This window comes from Mumia quercus (assembly GCF_025506335.1).
GTDB lineage: Bacteria > Actinomycetota > Actinomycetes > Propionibacteriales > Nocardioidaceae > Mumia > Mumia quercus.
In genome coordinates this window covers 356,781-375,216 of the sequence record NZ_JANZYO010000003.1, presented here as the reverse complement: position 1 = coordinate 375,216, position 18,436 = coordinate 356,781, and the positions used below count along the sequence as shown (strand labels likewise).

Genomic DNA, 18,436 nt, shown 5'->3' with positions numbered 1-18,436 from the left:
ACCCCGGGAGAGGGGTGGGCCGTTCGCTGGTGAGGCGCCGCGCCTGGCCGGCGCGGCCTCGTTGCGTCAGTGCGAGTGGCCTGCGGCGTCTTCGTCGTCGGCAGGCTTCTCGACGACCAGCGTCTCGGTCGTGAGCAGCATGGCCGCGATCGAGCCGGCGTTGGCCAGCGCGGAGCGGGTGACCTTCACCGGGTCGAGGACACCCTGAGCCACCAGGTCGCCGTACTCGCCGGTCGCCGCGTTGTAGCCCTGGCCGCTCTCGCGCACCTTGGAGACCACGACGTACCCGTTCTCGCCACCGTTCTCGGCGATCCAGCGCAGCGGCTCCACGGCCGACTTGCGGACGATCGCGACACCGACGGCCTCGTCGCCGCTCAGGCCGAGGTCACCGTCGAGGACGGAGACCGCAGTGACGAGGGCGGAGCCGCCGCCGGCGACGATGCCCTCTTCGATCGCGGCGCGGGTCGCGGAGACCGCGTCCTCGATGCGGTGCTTCTTCTCCTTGAGCTCGACCTCGGTCGCGGCACCCACCTGGATGACGCAGACGCCGCCGGCGAGCTTCGCCAGACGCTCCTGGAGCTTCTCGCGGTCCCAGTCGGAGTCGGTCGACTCGATCTCCGCCTTGATCTGGTTGACGCGTGCCGCGACCTCGTCGTCGCTGCCCGCGCCGTCGATGATCGTGGTGTCGTCCTTGGTGATGACGACGCGACGGGCGGTGCCGAGGTCGTCCAGCCCGATCTGGTCGAGCTTGAGGCCGAGGTCGGGCGTGACGACCTGCGCACCCGTGAGGACCGCGATGTCCTGCAGCATCGCCTTGCGACGGTCGCCGAAGGCCGGAGCCTTGACCGCGACCGAGGTGAAGGTGCCGCGGATCTTGTTGACGACCAGCGTCGAGAGCGCCTCGCCGTCCACGTCCTCGGCGATGATGAGCAGCGACTTGCCGGCCTGGACGACCTTCTCCAGCAGCGGCAGGAGCTCGGCGATGGCCGAGATCTTGCCCTGGTTGACGAGGATGTAGGGCTCGTCGAGGACGGCCTCCATGCGCTCGGTGTCGGTCACCATGTACGGCGACAGGTAGCCCTTGTCGAACTGCATGCCCTCGGTGAACTCGAGGTCGGTGCCCATGGTGTTGGACTCCTCGACGGTGATGACACCGTCCTTGCCGACCTTGTCGAAGGCATCCGCGATCAGGCCGCCGATGTGGGCGTCGCGCGCGGAGATGTTGGCGACGTGCGCCATGTCCTGCTTGTCGTCGACGTCGCGGGCGAGCTCGAGGAGCTTCTCCGAGACGGCTTCGACGGCCTTGTCGATGCCACGCTTGAGCGCCATCGGGTTGGTGCCGGCGGCCACGGCGCGCAGGCCCTCGTGGACCATCGCCTGGGCGAGCACGGTCGCCGTCGTGGTGCCGTCACCGGCGATGTCGTTGGTCTTGGTGGCGACTTCCTTGGCGAGCTGGGCGCCGAGGTTCTCGAACGGGTCGTCGAGCTCGACCTCACGCGCGACGGTCACGCCGTCGTTCGTGATCGTCGGCGCGCCCCACTTCGAGTCGAGGACGACGTAGCGGCCCTTGGGGCCGAGCGTCACCTTGACGGTGTCGGCGAGGATGTCGACGCCGCGCTCGAGCGACCGACGAGCGTTCTCGTCGAACTCAAGAATCTTGGGCATGGGGATCCTTCTGGTTGGTGCGAGCCCGTAGCCGGGCCCGGGTACGGCGGACGTGCAGTGCTCGCCCCAACGACCGACCGGCCGCCGGGGCGAGCGGGGTCATTACTTCTCGATGACCGCGAGGACGTCGCGCGCCGACAGGATCAGGAACTCCTGACCGTCGTACTTGACCTCGGTGCCGCCGTACTTGCTGAAGACGACGACGTCGCCGACCTTGACGTCGACGGGGATGCGCTCGTCACCGTCTTCGTTGAAACGGCCCGGACCGACAGCAAGGACCTCGCCCTCCGTGGGCTTCTCCTTGGCGGTGTCCGGGATGACCAGGCCCGAGGCGGTCGTCTGCTCCGCCTCGAGAATCTTGACGACGATACGGTCCTCGAGCGGCTTGATGGTGACCGACACTTGTCGACCTCCCCTTTCGGTGTACCCCGTACGCGGTGGTGACCCGTACGACATGACTGGGAATGTGTCCTGCGAGGTGCTTGCACGCACGCCGTCGCGGGGATCGTGCGCCGCTGCACCGTTAGCACCCAGGATACGAGAGTGCTAGCCCCTACCGTAGGACGGGGCTAGCACTCGGTCAAGCAGAGTGCCAGCCCGTTGCGCTGCCAGACTGGGCCCATGGAGCCCGCCACGTTCGACCTGCTCCTCGGCCCGGAGGGACAGCACGTGCTCCGCGAGGCGACCGAGGCGTACGGGCGCGTCGACGACCTCGTGCTCGGGACCCGGCTGCGGGCCGCCGGCCACCCTCCGGACCTGGTCGCCGCCGCGATCGGCCAGGTCGCGCTGCGCCGCCGCGCCGCGTCGAAGATGGGCGCGGACGCCGCGTCGATGTACTTCACTCCCGACGCCCTCGAGCAGGCGACGCGCACGCCCGTCGCTGCCCACCGCGCGGCGCGCCTCCAAGCGCTCGGCCCGCGCACGCTCGTCGACCTCGGCTGCGGCATCGGCGCCGACCTGACGGCCTTCGCCCGGGCGGGCCTGCACGTCCACGGCGTCGAGCTCGACCCGGTCAGGGCGGCGATGGCCCGACAGAACCTTGCGGCGCTCGACCTGAGCGGGACGGTCGAGGTCGCCGACGCGACCGCGGTCGACACCTCCGCGTACGACGTCGCGTTCGTGGACCCCGCGCGGCGCTCTGGCCGCGGGCGGACCTTCGACCCGCAGGCGTTCACGCCTCCGTGGCCCTTCGTCGAGGCGCTGCTCGAGCAGAACGGCGTCGCGAAGGTGCTCCCGGGGCTCGCGCACGACCTCGTCCCCGAGGGCGTCGAGGCCGAGTGGGTCAGCGAGCGCGGCGACCTCGTGGAGGCGTGCCTCTGGGGCCGCCCGTTCGCGGGCGCCTCCCGACGCGCCAGCGTCCTGTCGGCGACCGGGACCGCCACCCTCACCGACGAGGACCTGCCCGAGGACGTGCCGGTAGGTGAGCCCGCCGAGTGGTGGTACGAGCCGGACGACGCGGTCGTACGCGCGGGGCTGGTCGCCGCCGTGGCGTCACTCACCGGTGGGCGGCTCGTGGACCCGCACATCGCCTACGTCTCGAGCGCCACGCACGTCGCGACCCCGTTCGCCCGGCCGTTCCGTGTGCTCGACGAGCTCCCGTACCGCGAGAAGCAGCTGCGCGCCGCACTGAGGGAGCGCGACGTCGGGACCCTCACGATCAAGAAGAGAGGCGTGTCGGTGGTGCCCGAGGTTCTCGTCAAGCGTCTGCGACTCACCGGGTCGGCGACGGCGACCGTGATCCTCACCCGCGTCCAGGGCGAAGGACGCGCGTTCCTGGTCGACCCCGTCACCGCCTCCTCGTGACGCACCAGTGGCGGGGCGCCCCTCACGGCGCCCCGCCACCGGCGGTCATCGAGCTGTCAGCGTGCGGCTGTCAGCCCTTGAAGTGGAGCAGCAGCTTGCACGCCAGCCACTTGAGCCACTTGATCGGCTCGCGCAGCGGGTTCGGCATCGGACCGCACTTGTCGGCCGGCGGCTCCGACGCCTTCTTGACCGTCACGGTCACCGTGCCCGTCGCCTCGTCCTGACCGTCGGAGACGGTGTAGGTGAAGGTGTCGGTCCCGGAGAACCCGGTGTTCGGCGTGTACGTCACGTTCGCGCCGGACCCGGTCACGGTGCCGTTCGCCGGCGTGCCGTACGAGTACTCGAGGGTGTCACCGTCAGCGTCGGCGCCCTTGAGCGCGATCTGCACGGCCTTGCCCTGGTCGGTCGTCGCCGTCACGTCACCCGCGGTGGGCGGCGTGTTCGGCGGCGGCGTGTCCTCGTTCACCGTGATCGTCACCGTGCCCGTCGCCTCGGCCTGACCGTCGGAGACGGTGTAGTCGAAGGTGTCGGTCCCGGAGAAGCCCTCGTCCGGCGTGTAGGTCACGGTGGCCCCGGAGCCGCTGACCGTGCCGTTCTCGGGCTGCGTGTAGGTGTAGGTGAGCTCGTCACCGTCGGCGTCGGCACCCGCGAGCTCGACCTCGACGGCCTCACCCTGGTCGGTCGTCACCGCCACGTCGCCCGCGGTGGGCGGCGTGTTGGGCTCCTCGCCGGGGTTGACCGTCACCGTGACGGTGCCGGTGGCGGTGCCGCCGTTCCCGTCGTCCACGGTGTAGGTGAACGTGTCGGTGCCGGAGAAGCCCTCGTTCGGCGTGTACGTGACGTTGGCGCCCTCACCGGTCACGGTGCCGTTGGCCGGCGTGCCGTAGGTGTAGGTGAGGTCGTCACCGTCCGCGTCGGCCCCCTCGAGGGTGATGTCGACGGGCGAGCCGGCGTCGGTCGTGGCCGTCACGTTGCCCGCGGTGGGCGGCGTGTTCGGCGGAGGCGTGTCGGTGACCGTCACGGTGATCGTGGCCGTGTCGGTGCCACCGTTGCCGTCGTCCACGGTGAAGGTGAACGTGTCGGTGCCGGAGAAGCCCTCGTCCGAGGTGTAGGTCACGTTCGGGCCCTCACCGGTCACCGTGCCGTTCTCCGGCTGGGTGTAGGTGTAGGTCAGGTCGTCACCGTCGGGGTCGGACGCCGTCAGGGTGATGTCGACCGGCTCCCCGCTCTCGGCGGCGGCGGTGCCGTCGTTGGCCGTGGGCGCCTGGTTGGGCGCCTCGCCGACCGCGACGGTCACCGTGCCGGTGGCCTCGGCCTCGCCGTCGGACACCGTGTAGGTGAAGGTGTCGGTGCCGGAGAAACCGTCGTTGGGCGTGTACGTGACGTTCGCGCCCGTGCCGGTGACCGTGCCGTTCGCCGGCTGGCCGTACGTGTACGTGAGCTCGTCACCGTCGGCATCCGCGCCCTCGAGCGTGACGTCGACCGGGGTGCCGTACGCCGTCTCGGCCGAGACGTCGCCGGCCGTCGGCGGCGTGTTGACCGGGTCCGGCGCGACGATCGGGATCGCACCGAAGACGTCGTCGGTGCCGTTGAGCGTGCAGGCCATCGTGACCGCACCCTCGCCGCCGACCAGGTCGCCCGCAGCGTTGCGGAGCGACGCGATGACGTTGAACGACGCCGGCATGTGGATGACGGCGTCGGTCGGCAGCGTGAGGTCGGGGTAGTCGTCCGTGCTCGGGACGGTGATGGGCGGCACGTCACCCTCGGTGGGGATGCGCCAGGGGGTGGTGCTGTCGGGCGGCACCGGCGACCAGTCGGCCGCCAGGTTGGCGATCGGGTAGGTGAAGGTGTCCGGGACCCCTTCGGCGGTGACGGAGATGCTCGCGTCGTTCGAGTAGCCGCTCGCCGAACGTGCGCCGAGCAGGACGTACGTCGCGTTGCGCAACGTCTCCGGCAGGGTCAGGGTGATCTGCGTCTTGCGGGTCGGGATGACCTCGCCAGGGGTCACCTGGTCGGGGACGGTGACGCGGGCGTTGACCCCGACCTGGTGATCGCCGAGCGGGAGTCCGGCGGCCACGACGTTGCAGGTGTAGGTGAAGTCGCGGTTGAGGTCGGCGGCCTGGGCGGCCCCCGCTCCCAGGGTCGTCACGGTCGCGGCCATACCGGCGACGAGTGCCCCTGAAGCGACGATTGATAGTGGTCTGCGCACGGCTGTGCGACGGGAAATGGACATCGATCCCCTCCAGATCTCACCGGGCTCCCCCTCCAGGAGCCCGTGTCCAACGCAGGCGAACCAGCGTTACGGCTCAGTAACGTAGCCGTGGTAACCAGGGGTTGCAAGGGGGGAGACAATTTCTGTTTTCCCTGGTTGAAGGGGCAATGACCCCCAGCGGGGTCCTCAGGCGACGATCTGGGTCACCGGCATCGACGAGTCCGCCGGGAGGTCGAGCGAGCTCGGGGCGACACCCTTCGCGACCAGCGCCGAGCCCAGCGCGGCGACCATCGCGCCGTTGTCCGTGCACAGCACCGGCGGTGGGATGCGGACGTCGATGCCTGCCTCGCCCGCCCGCTCGAGCACGTAGTGCCGCAGGCGCTGGTTGGCCGCGACGCCGCCTCCGAGGACGAGGTGCTTCGCGCCGTGGTCGAGGCACGCGCGGACCGTCTTGGCCGACAGCACGTCGCACACCGCGTCCTGGAACGACGCCGCCACGTCGGGAACGGAGATCTCCCGCCCCATCCGCTCCTCGTGCTCCACGTGACGTGCCACCGCGCTCTTGAGGCCGGAGAACGAGAAGTCGTACCGGTGCTTCTCCATGTCGCGTGCCGCGGTCAGGCCGCGCGGGAAGGCGATGGCGGTCGGGTCGCCCTCGCGTGCGGCCTTGTCGATCTGAGGGCCGCCGGGGTACGGAAGGCCGAGCAGCCGGGCGACCTTGTCGAAGGCCTCCCCCGCCGCGTCGTCGATGGTCTCGCCGAGCATCCGCACCGAGCTCGTGATGTCATCGACCAGCAGAAGGTTGGTGTGACCCCCGGAGACCAGCAGCGCGGCCGTCGGCTCCGGCAGCTCGCCGTGCTCCAGGCGGTCGACGCAGACGTGCGCCACAAGGTGGTTGATGCCGTACAGCGGCTTGTCGTACGCGATCGCCAGCGCCTTGGCGGCAGCGATGCCGACCAGCAGCGCCCCCGTGAGGCCGGGACCGCTCGTGACGGCGATGGCGTCGACGTCGGCGACCGAGACCCCGGCATCGGCCTGCGCCTTCTCGAGCATCGGGACGAACGCCTCGAGGTGGGCACGGCTCGCGACCTCGGGGACGACACCACCGAAGCGGACATGCTCCTCGACGCTGGACGCCACCGCGTTGGCCAGCAGCTCGGTCCCACGGACGATCCCGACGCCGGTCTCGTCGCAGGACGACTCGATCCCCAGGACCAGGGGGCCGTCGGCGTGGGGCGCAGCAGTGCTCACTCCCCCATGGTGCCAGGGTGGTCCCATGAGCCGCACCGACGTCCCCACCGCACCTGACGAACGCACCACGGCCCTCGCCCTGCTGCGCTACGTCCGCGAGACCGCGCTGGCGAAGGCCGAGGGTCTCCCCGACGACCTGGCGCACGCCACCCCCCTCGCCACCTCCCCGCTCATGTCGGTGGCGAGCGTGGTCAACCACCTGCGCTGGAACGAGCACTACTGGGTGGAGGTCGTCCTCGCCGGCGGGGAGGACCACGCCCCGTGGTCGCAGGAGCACCCCGACGGCGAGTTCGAGGTCGCCCAGCAGATGACCCTCGACGAGGTCCTGACGGGCTACCGCCAGCAGATCGCGGCGTGCGACGCGGTCCTCGCCGATCTCGACCTCGACGCCCCGGCGGCCAAGCCCCGGCGCGACTTCCACCCGAACGTCCGGTGGGTCGTCGCGCACCTCGTCGAGGAGACCGCGCGCCACAACGGGCACCTCGATGTGCTCCGGGAGCTCGCCGACGGACAGGTGGGCGACTGATGCGTACGCGTGCGCTGGGCCGCAGCGGCCTGCAGGTGTCGGTGGTCGGGATCGGGTGCAACGCCTTCGGGACGCGCATCGACGAGGACCGTACGAAGGAGGTCGTGCACGCCGCGCTCGATGCAGGGGTCACGTTCTTCGACACCGCGGACACGTACGGGCGGGGCGCCAGCGAGGTGCTGCTCGGGCGGGCGCTGGGGGCGCGTCGTGGTGACGTGGTGCTCGCCACCAAGGCCGGCATGGACATGGGCGGGATGAACGGCCCTGACTGGGGAGCGCGGGCCTCCCGGCGGTACCTGCGCCGAGCCCTCGAGGCGAGCCTGAACCGCCTCGGCACCGACTACGTCGACCTCTACCAGCTGCACACGCCCGACCGCGTCACCCCGATCGAGGAGACGCTGAGCGTGATGGACGACTTCGTCCGCGAGGGCAAGGTCCGCTACGTCGGCTGCTCCAACTTCACGGCCTGGGAGCTCGTCGACGCCGACTGGACGGCACGGACGTCCCACCTGACGCCGTTCGTGTCCGCGCAGAACGAGTACTCGCTCTACAACCGCTCCGCCGAGGCCGAGCTCGTGCCGGCGTGCGAGGCGCTCGGCATCGGGCTCCTGCCGTACTTCCCGCTCGCGTACGGCCTGCTCACCGGCAAGTACTCGCGCGGCGAGGAGGCACCCGAGGGCACGCGGCTGGCCGAGAGCAGCCAGGCGGCACGGCTGGAGGGCGCGGACTGGGACCAGATCGAGGCGCTGGAGTCGTACGCCCGCGAGCGCGGCCGCACGATGCTCGACGTCGCGATCGGTGGTCTCGCCGCGCAGCCGGCGGTCGCGAGCGTGATCGCCGGAGCCACGCGCGCCGAGCAGGTCCACGCGAACGTCGAGGCGGCGCAGTGGGAACCGACCGCCGAGGACCTCGCAGCGCTGGACGCGATCCGCCCCACGGCCCGCTGGTCGTACACGACGTTCGCGCCCCGTCGCTGACCCCGCCTCGTCAGGCGCCGTCGGCCTTCGCGGCCTTGCGTGCGGCGCGGGCGGCCTTCTCCTCGACGTCGAGGCGCTCTGCCTCCTCCAGGGTCGGGGCGGTGCCACCGAAGCGTGCCGGAGCCCACCACTGACCCTCGAGCGGGTCGGGGTAGGCGGCGATCGCCTCCTCGAGCAGCGCCTGGAGGGCGGAGCGCAGCTGCGCGGTCTCGGCGGCCGGGTCGTCGCCGGTCGGGTGCAGCGGCTCGCCGACACGGATCTGGATCGGCAGTCCCCTCGGCAGCGAGAACTTCTGACCCTTGGTCAGGATCCGCTGGGTGCCGAACAGGACGACGGGGACGAGCGGCACACCCGCCTGAGCAGCGATGCGCGGCGCGCCCGTCTTGACCTCTTTGATCTCGAAGGACCGGCTGATCGTCGCCTCCGGGAAGATGCCGACCACCTCGCCGCGGCGGCAGTAGTCGACGGCGGCGTCCAACGAATCGGCACCGGCTGACCGGTCGACCGGGATGTGGTGCATCGACCGCAGGACCGGGCCGCCGACGCCGTGGTCGAAGGCTTCCTTCTTGGCCATGAACCGTACGAGCCGGCCCTGCCGCTCAGCGGGGAACCCGGTGAGGACGAAGTCGGCGAAGCCGATGTGGTTCGACGCCAGCACGGCGCCGCCCTCCCGAGGGATGTGCTCGGAGCCCGTGATCTGGATCTTCCACCCACGGAGGCGGAAGAGGGTCTTGGCCGTCAGGATGATCGGCGGGTACGTCAGGTCTCGCATCCGCCAACCCTACCGACCCTACGGTGGCGTAGGTTCGGCCCGCCCTGCGTCAGCCCCCCTCGGCGTACGCGTCGATCTCGACCTCGACGAGGTGGTCGGGGTGCATGAGCCGGTTGACCTCCAGCATGGACGCCGCCGGAGGGGTGGCGCCGAACAGCTCGCGGTGCGCGCGCCCCACCTCGTCGGCATCGGTGATGTCGACGACGTACATGCGGGTGCGCACGACGTGCTGGGAGTCGAGCCCGCAGCGTCGCAGCGCGTCCATCGCGATCCCGAAGGCGACCATGGTCTGCACGTACGGGTCACCGACGCCGATCACGGTCCCGTTGACGGTGGCCGTCGTGCCCGCGACCGCCACATGGGGCCCGTACGCGACCGCGCGCGCGTAGCCGTACTTGTCCTCCCACGGCGTACCCGATCCCACCCGGTACATCAGCCGTCCCTCCGGGTCTGCACGGCACGCTGCATCACCACGGCATCCGCGCCCGACCGGTAGTAGTGCGGCCGCGTCGCGATCGCGACGAAGCCTCCCGCTTCGTACAGCCCCAAGGCCGCCGCGTTGTCCGCCGCGACCTCGAGCAGCACCCGCTCTGCGCCCCGTCGAGCGGACTCGTCGAGCAGCGCGGCCAGCAGCCGCCGCCCGACTCCCCGTCTGCGCGTCCGTGGCGCGACCGCGATCCGTGCCACGTCCGCCGTGTCCCCCGCGACCATGAGGCTGGCGTACCCGACGACGCGCCCCTCGTCCTCCGCCACGACGACGTGGCGGGTCTGCCCGGCGACCTCTTCGGTGACCTGCGCGCGCGACCAGGCGTCGGCGCCGAAGGCCTCCTGCTCGAGCGACGCCAGCGCCTCGACGTCACCCGGAGCGCCTGGACGGATCACACCGAGGCGCGCTTGCGCTCGGCGGCGGGGGTGGCGTCCGGTCGCCGGAGGTAGAGGGGCTCGGTCCCGATCTCGACCGCCGCGCCCGAGGCGATCATCGACGCGAGGACCGCCGCGTCGGGGTCGAGAGGGCCGTCGGCACGGTGGAGGAGGTCGGCGTAGAGGTCGGCGCCACGCCCGATCACGGGCATCGAGGAGGGCAGTCGCGCCGCGAGGTCGGCGGGGCGCACGACGTCGGGGTCACCGACGCGCTCGCCGGTGGGCGTGTACTCCGCCCAGTAGACCTCCTTGCGACGCGCGTCGGTCGCCACGGTGAAGGCCTCACCGACCACACCGGCGGCGACCGCGTCCGCTGCGATCACGTCGAGCGAGCACACGCCGTGCAGGCGCGCGCCGAGGGAGACGGCGAGCGTCCGCGCCGTCACGACCCCCACGCGGAGCCCGGTGAAAGGACCGGGGCCGACACCGACGGCGACGTCGGTGACGTCCTGGCGGTCGACGCCCGCGGTCGCGAGCACCTCGGCGATCGCCGGAGCCAGCAGCTCACCGTGGCTCATGGCACCGGGTCGCGACACGCTCGCGCGGACGACGGAACCGTCGTGCAGCGCGACGGACGTCGCCGGGGCGGCGGTGTCGAGGGCGAGGATCAGCATCGTGGCAAGGGTACGCCCTGGGCTGCGCGTCTCACAGGGGTGTCACTCGACAGGACGCACCGATCTCAGACCGTGGCCTCGCCGAGCCCGCGCGCCTGCACCGAGTGCGTGATCGCCTCCGGCTCGAGGAGGGTCGAACGCAGCGGGACCCGCGCCCAACGGGCACCGTGCGGCTTCACGGTCACGAGGCGTACGTCGTGGTCGGCAGCGTCGCCACGCTCGGGCGACTCGGCGCCGAGCGGGTCGAGGACCGTGGCCGTCCGGCGCTCCAGACGCACCTCCAGCCACGATTCGCTCAGGTCCTCTGCCATGCCTTCGCCCCACTCGACGACGGTGACCGAGTCCTCGGTCGCGGTGTCGAGGTCGAGGTCGTCGAGCTCGACGGCACCGTCGAGGCGGTAGGCGTCGACGTGGACCAGCGGAGGGCCGTCACCCAGGTTGGGGTGGGTGCGGGCGAGGACGAACGTCGGAGAGGTGACCGGCCCACGGACGCCGAGCCCGTCACCGATCCCCTGGGTCAGGGTCGTCTTGCCGGCGCCGAGCCCGCCGGACATGACGATCACATCGCCCGGGCGCAGCAGCGTCGCGAGGCGCGCGCCGAAGCGGTGCGCGTCCTCCGGTGTCACGAGCTCGCGGGCGAGCCACAGCGTCTTGCCGAACTCGATGGTCGTGCCGTCACGACGCACGGGGAAGTAGCGGCGCCGGGTCCAGAAGGTCACGTTCTCGGGCAGCTCTTCGCGGACGTCGAGCCAGACGCCGTCGAGCCCGCGCTCCTCGGCGGTGTCCTCGGCGACACCGACCATCGCCGACGCCACGCCGCGGTCCTGGTGGTCGGGGTCGACCGACACCCGCCGGAAGCCGAGCAGACCGGGACGCGACATGTCGTACAGCATCGCGCCGATGGGCTTGCCGCGGCGCTCGACGAGCAGCCCACCCGCTTCCTCCAGCGCGGCGCGGACGGACTCCACGGTCTCCGCCATCGCGGTCCCCGGCGGGTCGAGCGCGGGCCGGGCCCCGAAGGAGCGGCGGATCACCGCCAGCACGTCCGCCGCACGGTCCGGCGGCGCGTCGAAGACGTTGAGGGCGTGGAAGTTGGGGTACGGGGTGCCGCTCACGCACCCTCCCAGAGGGTCTCGATCACCGCAGTGACCTCCTCGTGGCGCTCGAGCATCATCATGTGTCCTGCTCCCTCGAGGGTCAGCAGCTCCGACCCGTCGATCAGCTCGGCCAGCCGGCGCGAGTGCCGCATCGGGGTGAGCTTGTCCTTGGTGCCGCCGATGACGACGGTGTGCTTGCCGGGCAGCGCCGGCAGCGCGTCGTACAGGTCGAGGTCGACGAAGTTGCCGGCGAAGTCCCACAGAGCGGAGGGCCGCGAGCGGGTGATCATCTCATCGGTCATGTCGGCGTACTTCGCCGGCGACGCGGGGCCGATCGCGAACGCGCGCGTGACCGGGAACGAGTCGACGCGGCGCGCCTGGGCGAGCAGCGGGCCGAAGCGCTGGAGCCACGGCTGCAGCCGGGCCAGCGGGTCGGTCGGGCGCATGAGGTCGCCCGCGCTCGTCCCCATCAGCACGACGGCGGCGACCCGGTCGCGGACCAGCTCGCCGTACTGGGCGGCGAACGACATCACGGTCATGGCACCCATCGAGTGCCCGACCAGGACGAGAGGTCCGGTGGGGGCGACGGCGTCGACGACCGACTTCAGGTCGTCCCCGAGCTGGTCGAGCGTGCACGACTCGGGCGTCGCGTCGCCGGAGCTGCCGTGCTCGCGCTGGTCGTACAGGACCATCCGGACCCGCCCGCGCAGCGCCGCGCGCTGGTAGTGCCAGCAGTTGAGGTCGAGCACCCAGCCGTGCGCGAAGACGACGGTAGGCAGCCCCGCCGCCTCGTACGCCTCGGGGTCCTCCGGCTCCTCGACCTCCACGTGGAGCGGAACGCCGTCCGTCGCGTGCACGGTCACTGCGGGGACGTGCAACGTCCCGAACTCCATCGCGTCGCCGCGCCTGGCCCTGCGCCGCGCGCGCCTGCGATCCGTGGCGACGCGCGCCGCTGCCGCGGTGGCGCCTGCGGCGGCGAGGGTGCCCGCGGCGACGGCTGCGTAGGTCCCGAGCCTGCGCCACTCCATCGGTGCCTCCTGTCAGCCCCCGGTGCTGGTCGTCGCGACCGTGCCCGCGTGACGGCGCACGATCCTGCCTCCCAGCCTAGTGACGACCTCGTAGCCGATCGTCGAGGCCGCCTCCGCCCAGTCCTCGGCGAGCGGCTCGCCGCGCGAGCCGGGCCCGAAGAGGACCACCTCGTCACCGCGCTTGGCCGGGGTGTCGCCGAGGTCGAGCACGACCTGGTCCATGCACACCCGTCCGGCCACCGGCACCAGCACACCGTTGACGAGCGCGGAGGCACGGTTGGAGGCGGCGCGGAGGAGTCCGTCGCCGTAGCCGATCGGGATGAGGCCGAGCGTCGTCTCTCGCTTGGTCACGTACGTGTGGCCGTACGAGACGCCGGTGCCGGGCGGGACCCTGCGCACGAGCGCGAGCGCGGTGCGCAACGTCATGACCGGGGTCAGGCCGAGCTCTGCCGGGGTCCCGAGCGCGGGCCCGGGACTGATCCCGTACGAGGCGATCCCGACCCGGACGGCGTCGAGGTGGACGCTGGGACGCGTCAGGGTCGCCGCCGAGTTCGCGAGGTGGCGCAGCGGCGGCTCGACACCGAACGACGCGAGCTCCTCGACGGCAGCGGCGAACGCGTGCTCCTGGGCGTCGTTGACGGGGCTCGCGGGCTCGTCGGCGCAGGCGAGGTGGGAGAAGATCCCGGCGACCTCGATCCGTCCCGCACGCTGCGCGTCCGCCGCGGCCGCGAGGAGGGCGCTCAGCTCGGCACCCCGTACGCCGCCTCGGGCCATGCCGGTGTCGACCTTGAGGTGGACGCGCGGCCGTGTCGCGGCGCCGGCCCCGAGCACCGCGTCGAGCTGCTCCACGGACCCGGCCGCGACGTCGACGCCTGCGTCGATGGCGGGGGCGAGGTCGGCGTCGGCCGGGTTCAGCCACGCCAGCACGGCGCCCTTGTCGCCGGCCGTCCGCAGCAGCCGAGCCTCCTCAAGCGTGGCGACGCCGAGCCACTCCGCGCCGGCCTGACGGGCTGCGGCACCGATCTCGACCGCCCCGTGCCCGTACGCGTCCGCCTTGACGACCGCCATCTGCGCGGCGGTCGGCGCAGCCTCGCGGAGACGCGCGAGGTTGGCTCGGTAGGCGTCGAGGTCGACGACCGCCTCCGCGGGCGCGCTCACTGGTCCCTCCAGTCCCGCACCTGCGTCTCGAGGAGCGTCCCGTTGCGCCAGGCGGCGATCGTGGCGGGGACGGCGTCGGCGACCTGGCCGGCGGTGACCGGGCCCCCGCCCGAGGCTGCGACGGCTGCGGCGCCGTGCACGAAGGCGGCGAGCGAGCCGGCGTCACGCGGGTGGGCGCCTGCGGCGAGGAACGACCCCGCGAGCCCGGCGAGCACGTCCCCCGCGCCGGCGGTGGCCAGCCACGGGGTGCCCGTGAGGTTCACCCGTGTGGGTGCCCCCGGGTGGGCGACGAGCGTACGGGCGCCCTTGAGGAGCACCGTGGCTCCCCAGCGCTCGGCGGCGCGGGTGGCGTGCCCGAGCGGGTCGGCCTCGACCTCGGCGCGGTCCACGTCGAGCATCTGGGCCAGCTCGCCGGCGTGCGGGGTCAGCAGGGCGGGAACGGAGAACCGCTCGGGCAGGTGCGCGAGCGCGTCGGCGTCGACCACGACGGGCACCTCGTCCTCGAGCGCCATCGCGAGCCGCTGGGCCGCGTCGTCGCCACCGCCGGAGCCGACGACCCAGGCTTGGACCCGCCCGCGGGTCGCCGGGTCGGAGTGGGCGACGACCTCCGGGCACCGATCGACGACGCGCGCGGCGAGCGCGGGCTCGCCGACGAACCGGACCATGCCGGCGACGCCTGCCTGCGCGCCGCGCACGCACAGCTGGGCAGCCCCGGCGTACGCGGCAGAGCCTGCGGCGACACCGACGACGCCCCGCGTGTACTTCTGCGTCGGCTGCGGGCCGCGTCCGTCCAGGGTCGCTCGCAGGACGGCCAGCAGGACCTGGTTGTCGGCAGCGGTCAGCGCCTCCACCGAGGGAGGCGGCAGGAACGGACCGAGCCCGATGTCGACGATCCTCGGCAGCGCGCCGCGCACGGCCTGCGTGGCGGCGGGGTCGACGAGGAGGGCGTTCTTGTACGTGCCGAAGGTGCACGTGGCGTCCGCGGGGATGAAGCTGTCCGGCAGCGTCGCCCCGTCGACGTCGACACCGCTCGGCACGTCGACGGCGATGACGAACGGCCGCTCGGCGAGGAGGATCTCGCGCCACGCGTCGGCGGGCGGACGCAGTCCGGGCGAGCCACCGATGCCCACGATGCCGTCGACGACCACCGCGAAACCTCGCGGCGAGTCGACGAACCGACAGCCCGCCGCCTGCGCCGCCTGGGCGCCTGCGACGTGGACACGCGCCGGGTCGGCGAGCGCGACGGCGACGTACCGCTCCCGAGCGAGCTCGGCAGCGGCGAACAACGCGTCGCCACCGTTGTCGCCCGTCCCGACGAGGAAGACGACCGGCGACGACCCCGGCGCCACCTCACGGACGTACGCCGCGAGTCCCGCGGCCGCCCAGCGCATGAGGGAGCCCGGCGGGACCTGCGCCATCAGCGCGGCCTCGGCGGCCCGGACGTCGGCGACGGTGTGTGCGTACAGCATGTCGGCACTCTCCCACGACGAGGACGTGCGCTGGTGGCGCAGGACCTCCCTGACGGCTACTCGACCGTGACGGACTTGGCGAGGTTACGGGGCTGGTCGACGTCGTGCCCGAGCACCGACGCCAGCTCCGCGGCGAAGATCTGCAGCGGGACGGCGGCCAGGACCGGCTGCAGCAGCGTCGGCGCCTGGGGCAGCCGGATCACGATGTCGGCGTACGGGTCGACCGACGTGTCGCCGTCCTCGACGAGCACGACGGTGCGCGCGCCGCGGGCGCGGATCTCCTGGATGTTGCTGACGACCTTCTCGTGGAGCTGGTCGCGTCCCTTGGGCGGCACGATCACGAACACGGGCAGTCCGGGCTCGATCACGGCGATCGGGCCGTGCTTCAGCTCGCCGGCCGCGAATCCCTCGGCGTGGAGGTAGGCCAGCTCCTTGAGCTTGAGCGCACCCTCCAGCGCGACGGGGTAGCCGACGTGGCGCCCGAGGAAGAGGAAGGTCCGGTGGTCGGCGAGCTCGTGGGCGAGCGCACGGACCTCGTCGGCCCGGTCGAGCAGCGCCTGGACGCCGTCGGGCAGCTTCTCGAGCTCGGCGACGGTCGAGCCGATCTCGTCCCCGAACTTCGTCCCGCGCACCTGCGAGAGATAGAGGCCGAGCACGTAGCAGGCGATGAGCTGCGTGAGGAAGCCCTTGGTCGAGGCGACCGCGATCTCCGGGCCGGCGTGCGTGTAGATCACCGCGTCGGACTCGCGCGGGATCGTCGAGCCGTTGGTGTTGCAGATGGCGAGCACCTTCGAGCCCTGCTGGCGCGCGTGGCGGATCGCCTGGAGGGTGTCGGCCGTCTCGCCGGACTGGCTGATCGCGACGACGAGCGTGGAGCGTCCGACGATCGGGTCGCGGTAGCGGAACTCCGAGGCGAGCTCGACCTCGCACGGGATGCGGGTCCAGTGCTCGATCGCGTACTTGGCGACCATACCCGCGTACGAGGCGGTGCCGCAGCCGATGATGACCACCTTGTCGATCGCACGCAGCTCGTCGTCGGACAGCCGCATCTCGTCGAGCACGAGGCGGCCCTCGGCGTCGTGACGGCCGAGCAGCGTGTCGGCGACGGCGCGCGGCTGCTCCTCGATCTCCTTGAGCATAAACCAGTCGTAGCCGCCCTTCTCGGCGGCCGAGGCGTCCCAGTCGACGTGGTACTCGGTGACCGGCGCCGGGTTGCCGTCGAAGTCGATGACGTCGATGCCGTCGCGCGAGATCGTCACGACCTGGTCCTGGCCCAGCTCGACGGCCGAGCGCGTGTACTCGATGAACGCCGACACGTCCGAGGCGAGGAAGTTCTCACCGTCGCCGCGGCCTGCCACCAGCGGCGAGTTGCGGCGCGCCCCGACCACACGGTCGGTGTCCGCTCCGTCGGCGATGACGAGGGTGAAGGCACCCTCGAGGCGGTTGCACACGCGGCGCACGGCCTCGGTGAGGTCCGGGGCGTCGGCGCGCAGCTCGCGGTCCACGAGGTGGGTGACGGTCTCGGTGTCGGTGTCGGACGTGAACTCGTAGCCCTCGGCCTCGAGCTCGGCACGCAGGTCGGCGAAGTTCTCGATGATGCCGTTGTGGACGACGGCCACGCGGTGGTCGTTCGAGACGTGCGGGTGGGCGTTGCGGTCGCTCGGCGGGCCGTGCGTCGCCCACCGGGTGTGCCCGATGCCCGTCGTCGAGCCCGGGAGCGGGTGCTCGGCCAGCTCCTTGTCGAGGTTCGCCAGCTTGCCGACCTTCTTGGCCGCGCTGATCTGGCCGTCGACGACCAGGGCGACCCCGGTGGAGTCGTACCCCCGGTACTCCAGGCGGCGAAGCCCTCCCATCACGACGTCCAGGGCCGAGCGTTCACCGACGTAACCCACGATTCCACACATGATCTCCAGGGTACCGACAGCCTTGTCGAGGCCGACGGCAACAATGGGGACCATGTCGGTCACGCAGCCGGGCTCCAGCGACACCTCGCCGTACGTCGAGCTCGAACGACGCGCCTGGGCCGATCTCGCCGGCGACGCCCCTCAGCCGCTCACCCAGGCCGAGATCGACAAGGTGCGCGGTCTCGGGGACGAGCTGGACCTCGAGGAGGTCCGCCAGGTCTACGTGCCGCTGGCACGCCTGATCAGCATGCGCGTCCGGTACGCGGGCGAGCTCTACCGCTCCACCGAGGCGTTCCTGCGCCGTCCTCAGCCGCAGCGGACCCCGTACGTGATCGGGATCGCCGGCTCCGTGGCCGTCGGGAAGTCGACGACGGCGCGCCTGCTGCGGGAGCTGCTGGCCAAGGACGACGCCCACAGCAACGTGTCGCTCGTCACCACCGACGGCTTCCTGCTCCCCAACGCCGAGCTGGAGCGCCGCGGGCTCCTGGAGCGCAAAGGGTTCCCGGAGTCGTACGACCGCAAGGCGCTGCTGCGCTTCGTGATGGCGGTGAAGTCCGGTCGCGAGGTCGTGGAGGCCCCGGTCTACTCCCACCTCAGCTACGACGTCACGGACGAGGTCGTCACGCTGAGCCGGCCCGACGTCGTCCTCATCGAAGGGCTCAACGTCCTCCAGCCGGCGCGCACGCGAGGCGACGGACGCCCTGGCCTGGCGATCAGCGACTTCTTCGACTTCTCGGTGTACGTCGACGCCGCGCGCAAGGACATCCGCCGCTGGTACGCAGAGCGGTTCCTGCGACTGCGCGAGACGGCCTTCCGCGACCCGGACTCGTACTTCGTGCGCTACGGCGCACTCGACGAGGAGGCGGCGGTCGCCCAGGCCTCGCTGCTGTGGGACTCGATCAACGGGCCGAACCTCAAGGAGAACATCGAGCCGACACGGGGCCGCGCGACCCTCGTGCTGCGCAAGGGCGCCGACCACTCCGTGCGCTGGATCCGCCTCCGCAAGCTCTGACCCTCCCCACCCAAGCTCTGACCCTCC

General features: G+C 71.9%; 17 protein-coding genes. 4 read left to right on the top strand and 13 right to left on the bottom strand.

All coding sequences use genetic code 11. The features are described from left to right. Nucleotides 1-66 precede the first annotated feature (66 nt). Both groL and groES read right to left on the bottom strand, forming a co-directional pair. Nucleotides 67-1,665, bottom strand: a complete 1,599-nt coding sequence (groL, locus tag NYZ95_RS08345) for a chaperonin GroEL (protein ID WP_262850577.1) — start codon at nucleotides 1,663-1,665, stop codon at nucleotides 67-69. A 102-nt stretch (nucleotides 1,666-1,767) separates the two neighbouring features. Then, nucleotides 1,768-2,067 carry a co-chaperone GroES gene (gene groES / locus NYZ95_RS08340; protein WP_139085961.1) on the bottom strand — a complete coding sequence of 100 codons (300 nt, stop codon included), beginning with the start codon at nucleotides 2,065-2,067 and terminating at the stop codon, nucleotides 1,768-1,770. A gap of 219 nt (nucleotides 2,068-2,286) precedes the next feature. Here groES and NYZ95_RS08335 point away from each other — a divergent pair, with 219 nt between their 5' ends. Next, complete coding sequence (locus NYZ95_RS08335; protein WP_262850573.1) at nucleotides 2,287-3,468, top strand: class I SAM-dependent methyltransferase; 1,182 nt, start codon at nucleotides 2,287-2,289, stop codon at nucleotides 3,466-3,468. 70 nt (nucleotides 3,469-3,538) lie between these two features. Here the strand turns inward: NYZ95_RS08335 and NYZ95_RS08330 are convergent, their stop codons facing one another. Both NYZ95_RS08330 and tsaD read right to left on the bottom strand, forming a co-directional pair. Continuing rightward, nucleotides 3,539-5,617 carry an Ig-like domain-containing protein gene (locus NYZ95_RS08330; protein WP_262850571.1) on the bottom strand — a complete coding sequence of 693 codons (2,079 nt, stop codon included), beginning with the start codon at nucleotides 5,615-5,617 and terminating at the stop codon, nucleotides 3,539-3,541. Nucleotides 5,618-5,866: 249 nt separating this feature from the next. After that, on the bottom strand, nucleotides 5,867-6,931 hold the full coding sequence (tsaD, locus tag NYZ95_RS08325; protein ID WP_262850569.1) for a tRNA (adenosine(37)-N6)-threonylcarbamoyltransferase complex transferase subunit TsaD: 1,065 nt from the start codon (nucleotides 6,929-6,931) through the stop codon (nucleotides 5,867-5,869). Nucleotides 6,932-6,956: 25 nt separating this feature from the next. Here tsaD and NYZ95_RS08320 point away from each other — a divergent pair, with 25 nt between their 5' ends. Both NYZ95_RS08320 and NYZ95_RS08315 read left to right on the top strand, forming a co-directional pair. Then, entirely contained in the window at nucleotides 6,957-7,457 is a 501-nt protein-coding gene (locus NYZ95_RS08320) for a DinB family protein (RefSeq protein WP_262850568.1), read from the top strand. Beyond that, complete coding sequence (locus NYZ95_RS08315) at nucleotides 7,457-8,434, top strand: aldo/keto reductase (RefSeq protein ID WP_262850566.1); 978 nt, start codon at nucleotides 7,457-7,459, stop codon at nucleotides 8,432-8,434. The genes NYZ95_RS08320 and NYZ95_RS08315 overlap by 1 nt, the downstream gene beginning before the upstream one ends. Before the next feature lie 10 nt (nucleotides 8,435-8,444). On the opposite strand, the gene NYZ95_RS08310 is transcribed toward NYZ95_RS08315, so the two are convergent. The 9 genes from NYZ95_RS08310 to glmS all read right to left on the bottom strand — a co-directional run bounded on the left by NYZ95_RS08310 (nucleotide 8,445) and on the right by glmS (nucleotide 17,397). Beyond that, nucleotides 8,445-9,206, bottom strand: coding sequence for a lysophospholipid acyltransferase family protein (locus tag NYZ95_RS08310; RefSeq protein ID WP_262850565.1), 762 nt, complete (start codon nucleotides 9,204-9,206; stop codon nucleotides 8,445-8,447). A 49-nt stretch (nucleotides 9,207-9,255) separates the two neighbouring features. Further along, on the bottom strand, nucleotides 9,256-9,639 hold the full coding sequence (locus NYZ95_RS08305; RefSeq protein WP_262850563.1) for a RidA family protein: 384 nt from the start codon (nucleotides 9,637-9,639) through the stop codon (nucleotides 9,256-9,258). Then, complete coding sequence (gene rimI, locus NYZ95_RS08300) at nucleotides 9,639-10,088, bottom strand: ribosomal protein S18-alanine N-acetyltransferase (RefSeq protein ID WP_262850562.1); 450 nt, start codon at nucleotides 10,086-10,088, stop codon at nucleotides 9,639-9,641. Before rimI ends, NYZ95_RS08305 begins: the two co-directional genes overlap by 1 nt. Further along, nucleotides 10,085-10,741, bottom strand: a complete 657-nt coding sequence (gene tsaB, locus NYZ95_RS08295; RefSeq protein WP_262850560.1) for a tRNA (adenosine(37)-N6)-threonylcarbamoyltransferase complex dimerization subunit type 1 TsaB — start codon at nucleotides 10,739-10,741, stop codon at nucleotides 10,085-10,087. Before tsaB ends, rimI begins: the two co-directional genes overlap by 4 nt. A gap of 65 nt (nucleotides 10,742-10,806) precedes the next feature. Further along, a complete protein-coding gene (tsaE, locus tag NYZ95_RS08290; RefSeq protein ID WP_262850558.1) occupies nucleotides 10,807-11,856 on the bottom strand; it encodes a tRNA (adenosine(37)-N6)-threonylcarbamoyltransferase complex ATPase subunit type 1 TsaE in 1,050 nt (349 codons plus the stop codon). Next, nucleotides 11,853-12,866, bottom strand: coding sequence for an alpha/beta fold hydrolase (locus tag NYZ95_RS08285; RefSeq protein WP_262850557.1), 1,014 nt, complete (start codon nucleotides 12,864-12,866; stop codon nucleotides 11,853-11,855). Before NYZ95_RS08285 ends, tsaE begins: the two co-directional genes overlap by 4 nt. 12 nt (nucleotides 12,867-12,878) lie before the next feature. Further along, complete coding sequence (alr, locus tag NYZ95_RS08280) at nucleotides 12,879-14,024, bottom strand: alanine racemase (protein WP_262850555.1); 1,146 nt, start codon at nucleotides 14,022-14,024, stop codon at nucleotides 12,879-12,881. Further along, a complete protein-coding gene (locus NYZ95_RS08275) occupies nucleotides 14,021-15,493 on the bottom strand; it encodes a bifunctional ADP-dependent NAD(P)H-hydrate dehydratase/NAD(P)H-hydrate epimerase (RefSeq protein WP_262850553.1) in 1,473 nt (490 codons plus the stop codon). Before NYZ95_RS08275 ends, alr begins: the two co-directional genes overlap by 4 nt. Before the next feature lie 56 nt (nucleotides 15,494-15,549). Beyond that, nucleotides 15,550-17,397, bottom strand: a complete 1,848-nt coding sequence (gene glmS / locus NYZ95_RS08270; RefSeq protein ID WP_262850551.1) for a glutamine--fructose-6-phosphate transaminase (isomerizing) — start codon at nucleotides 17,395-17,397, stop codon at nucleotides 15,550-15,552. Between the two features lie 52 nt (nucleotides 17,398-17,449). On the opposite strand from glmS, the gene coaA reads away from it, so the two are divergent. Next, nucleotides 17,450-18,409, top strand: coding sequence for a type I pantothenate kinase (gene coaA / locus NYZ95_RS08265; RefSeq protein WP_372500465.1), 960 nt, complete (start codon nucleotides 17,450-17,452; stop codon nucleotides 18,407-18,409). The last annotated feature ends 27 nt before the right edge of the window (nucleotides 18,410-18,436 follow it).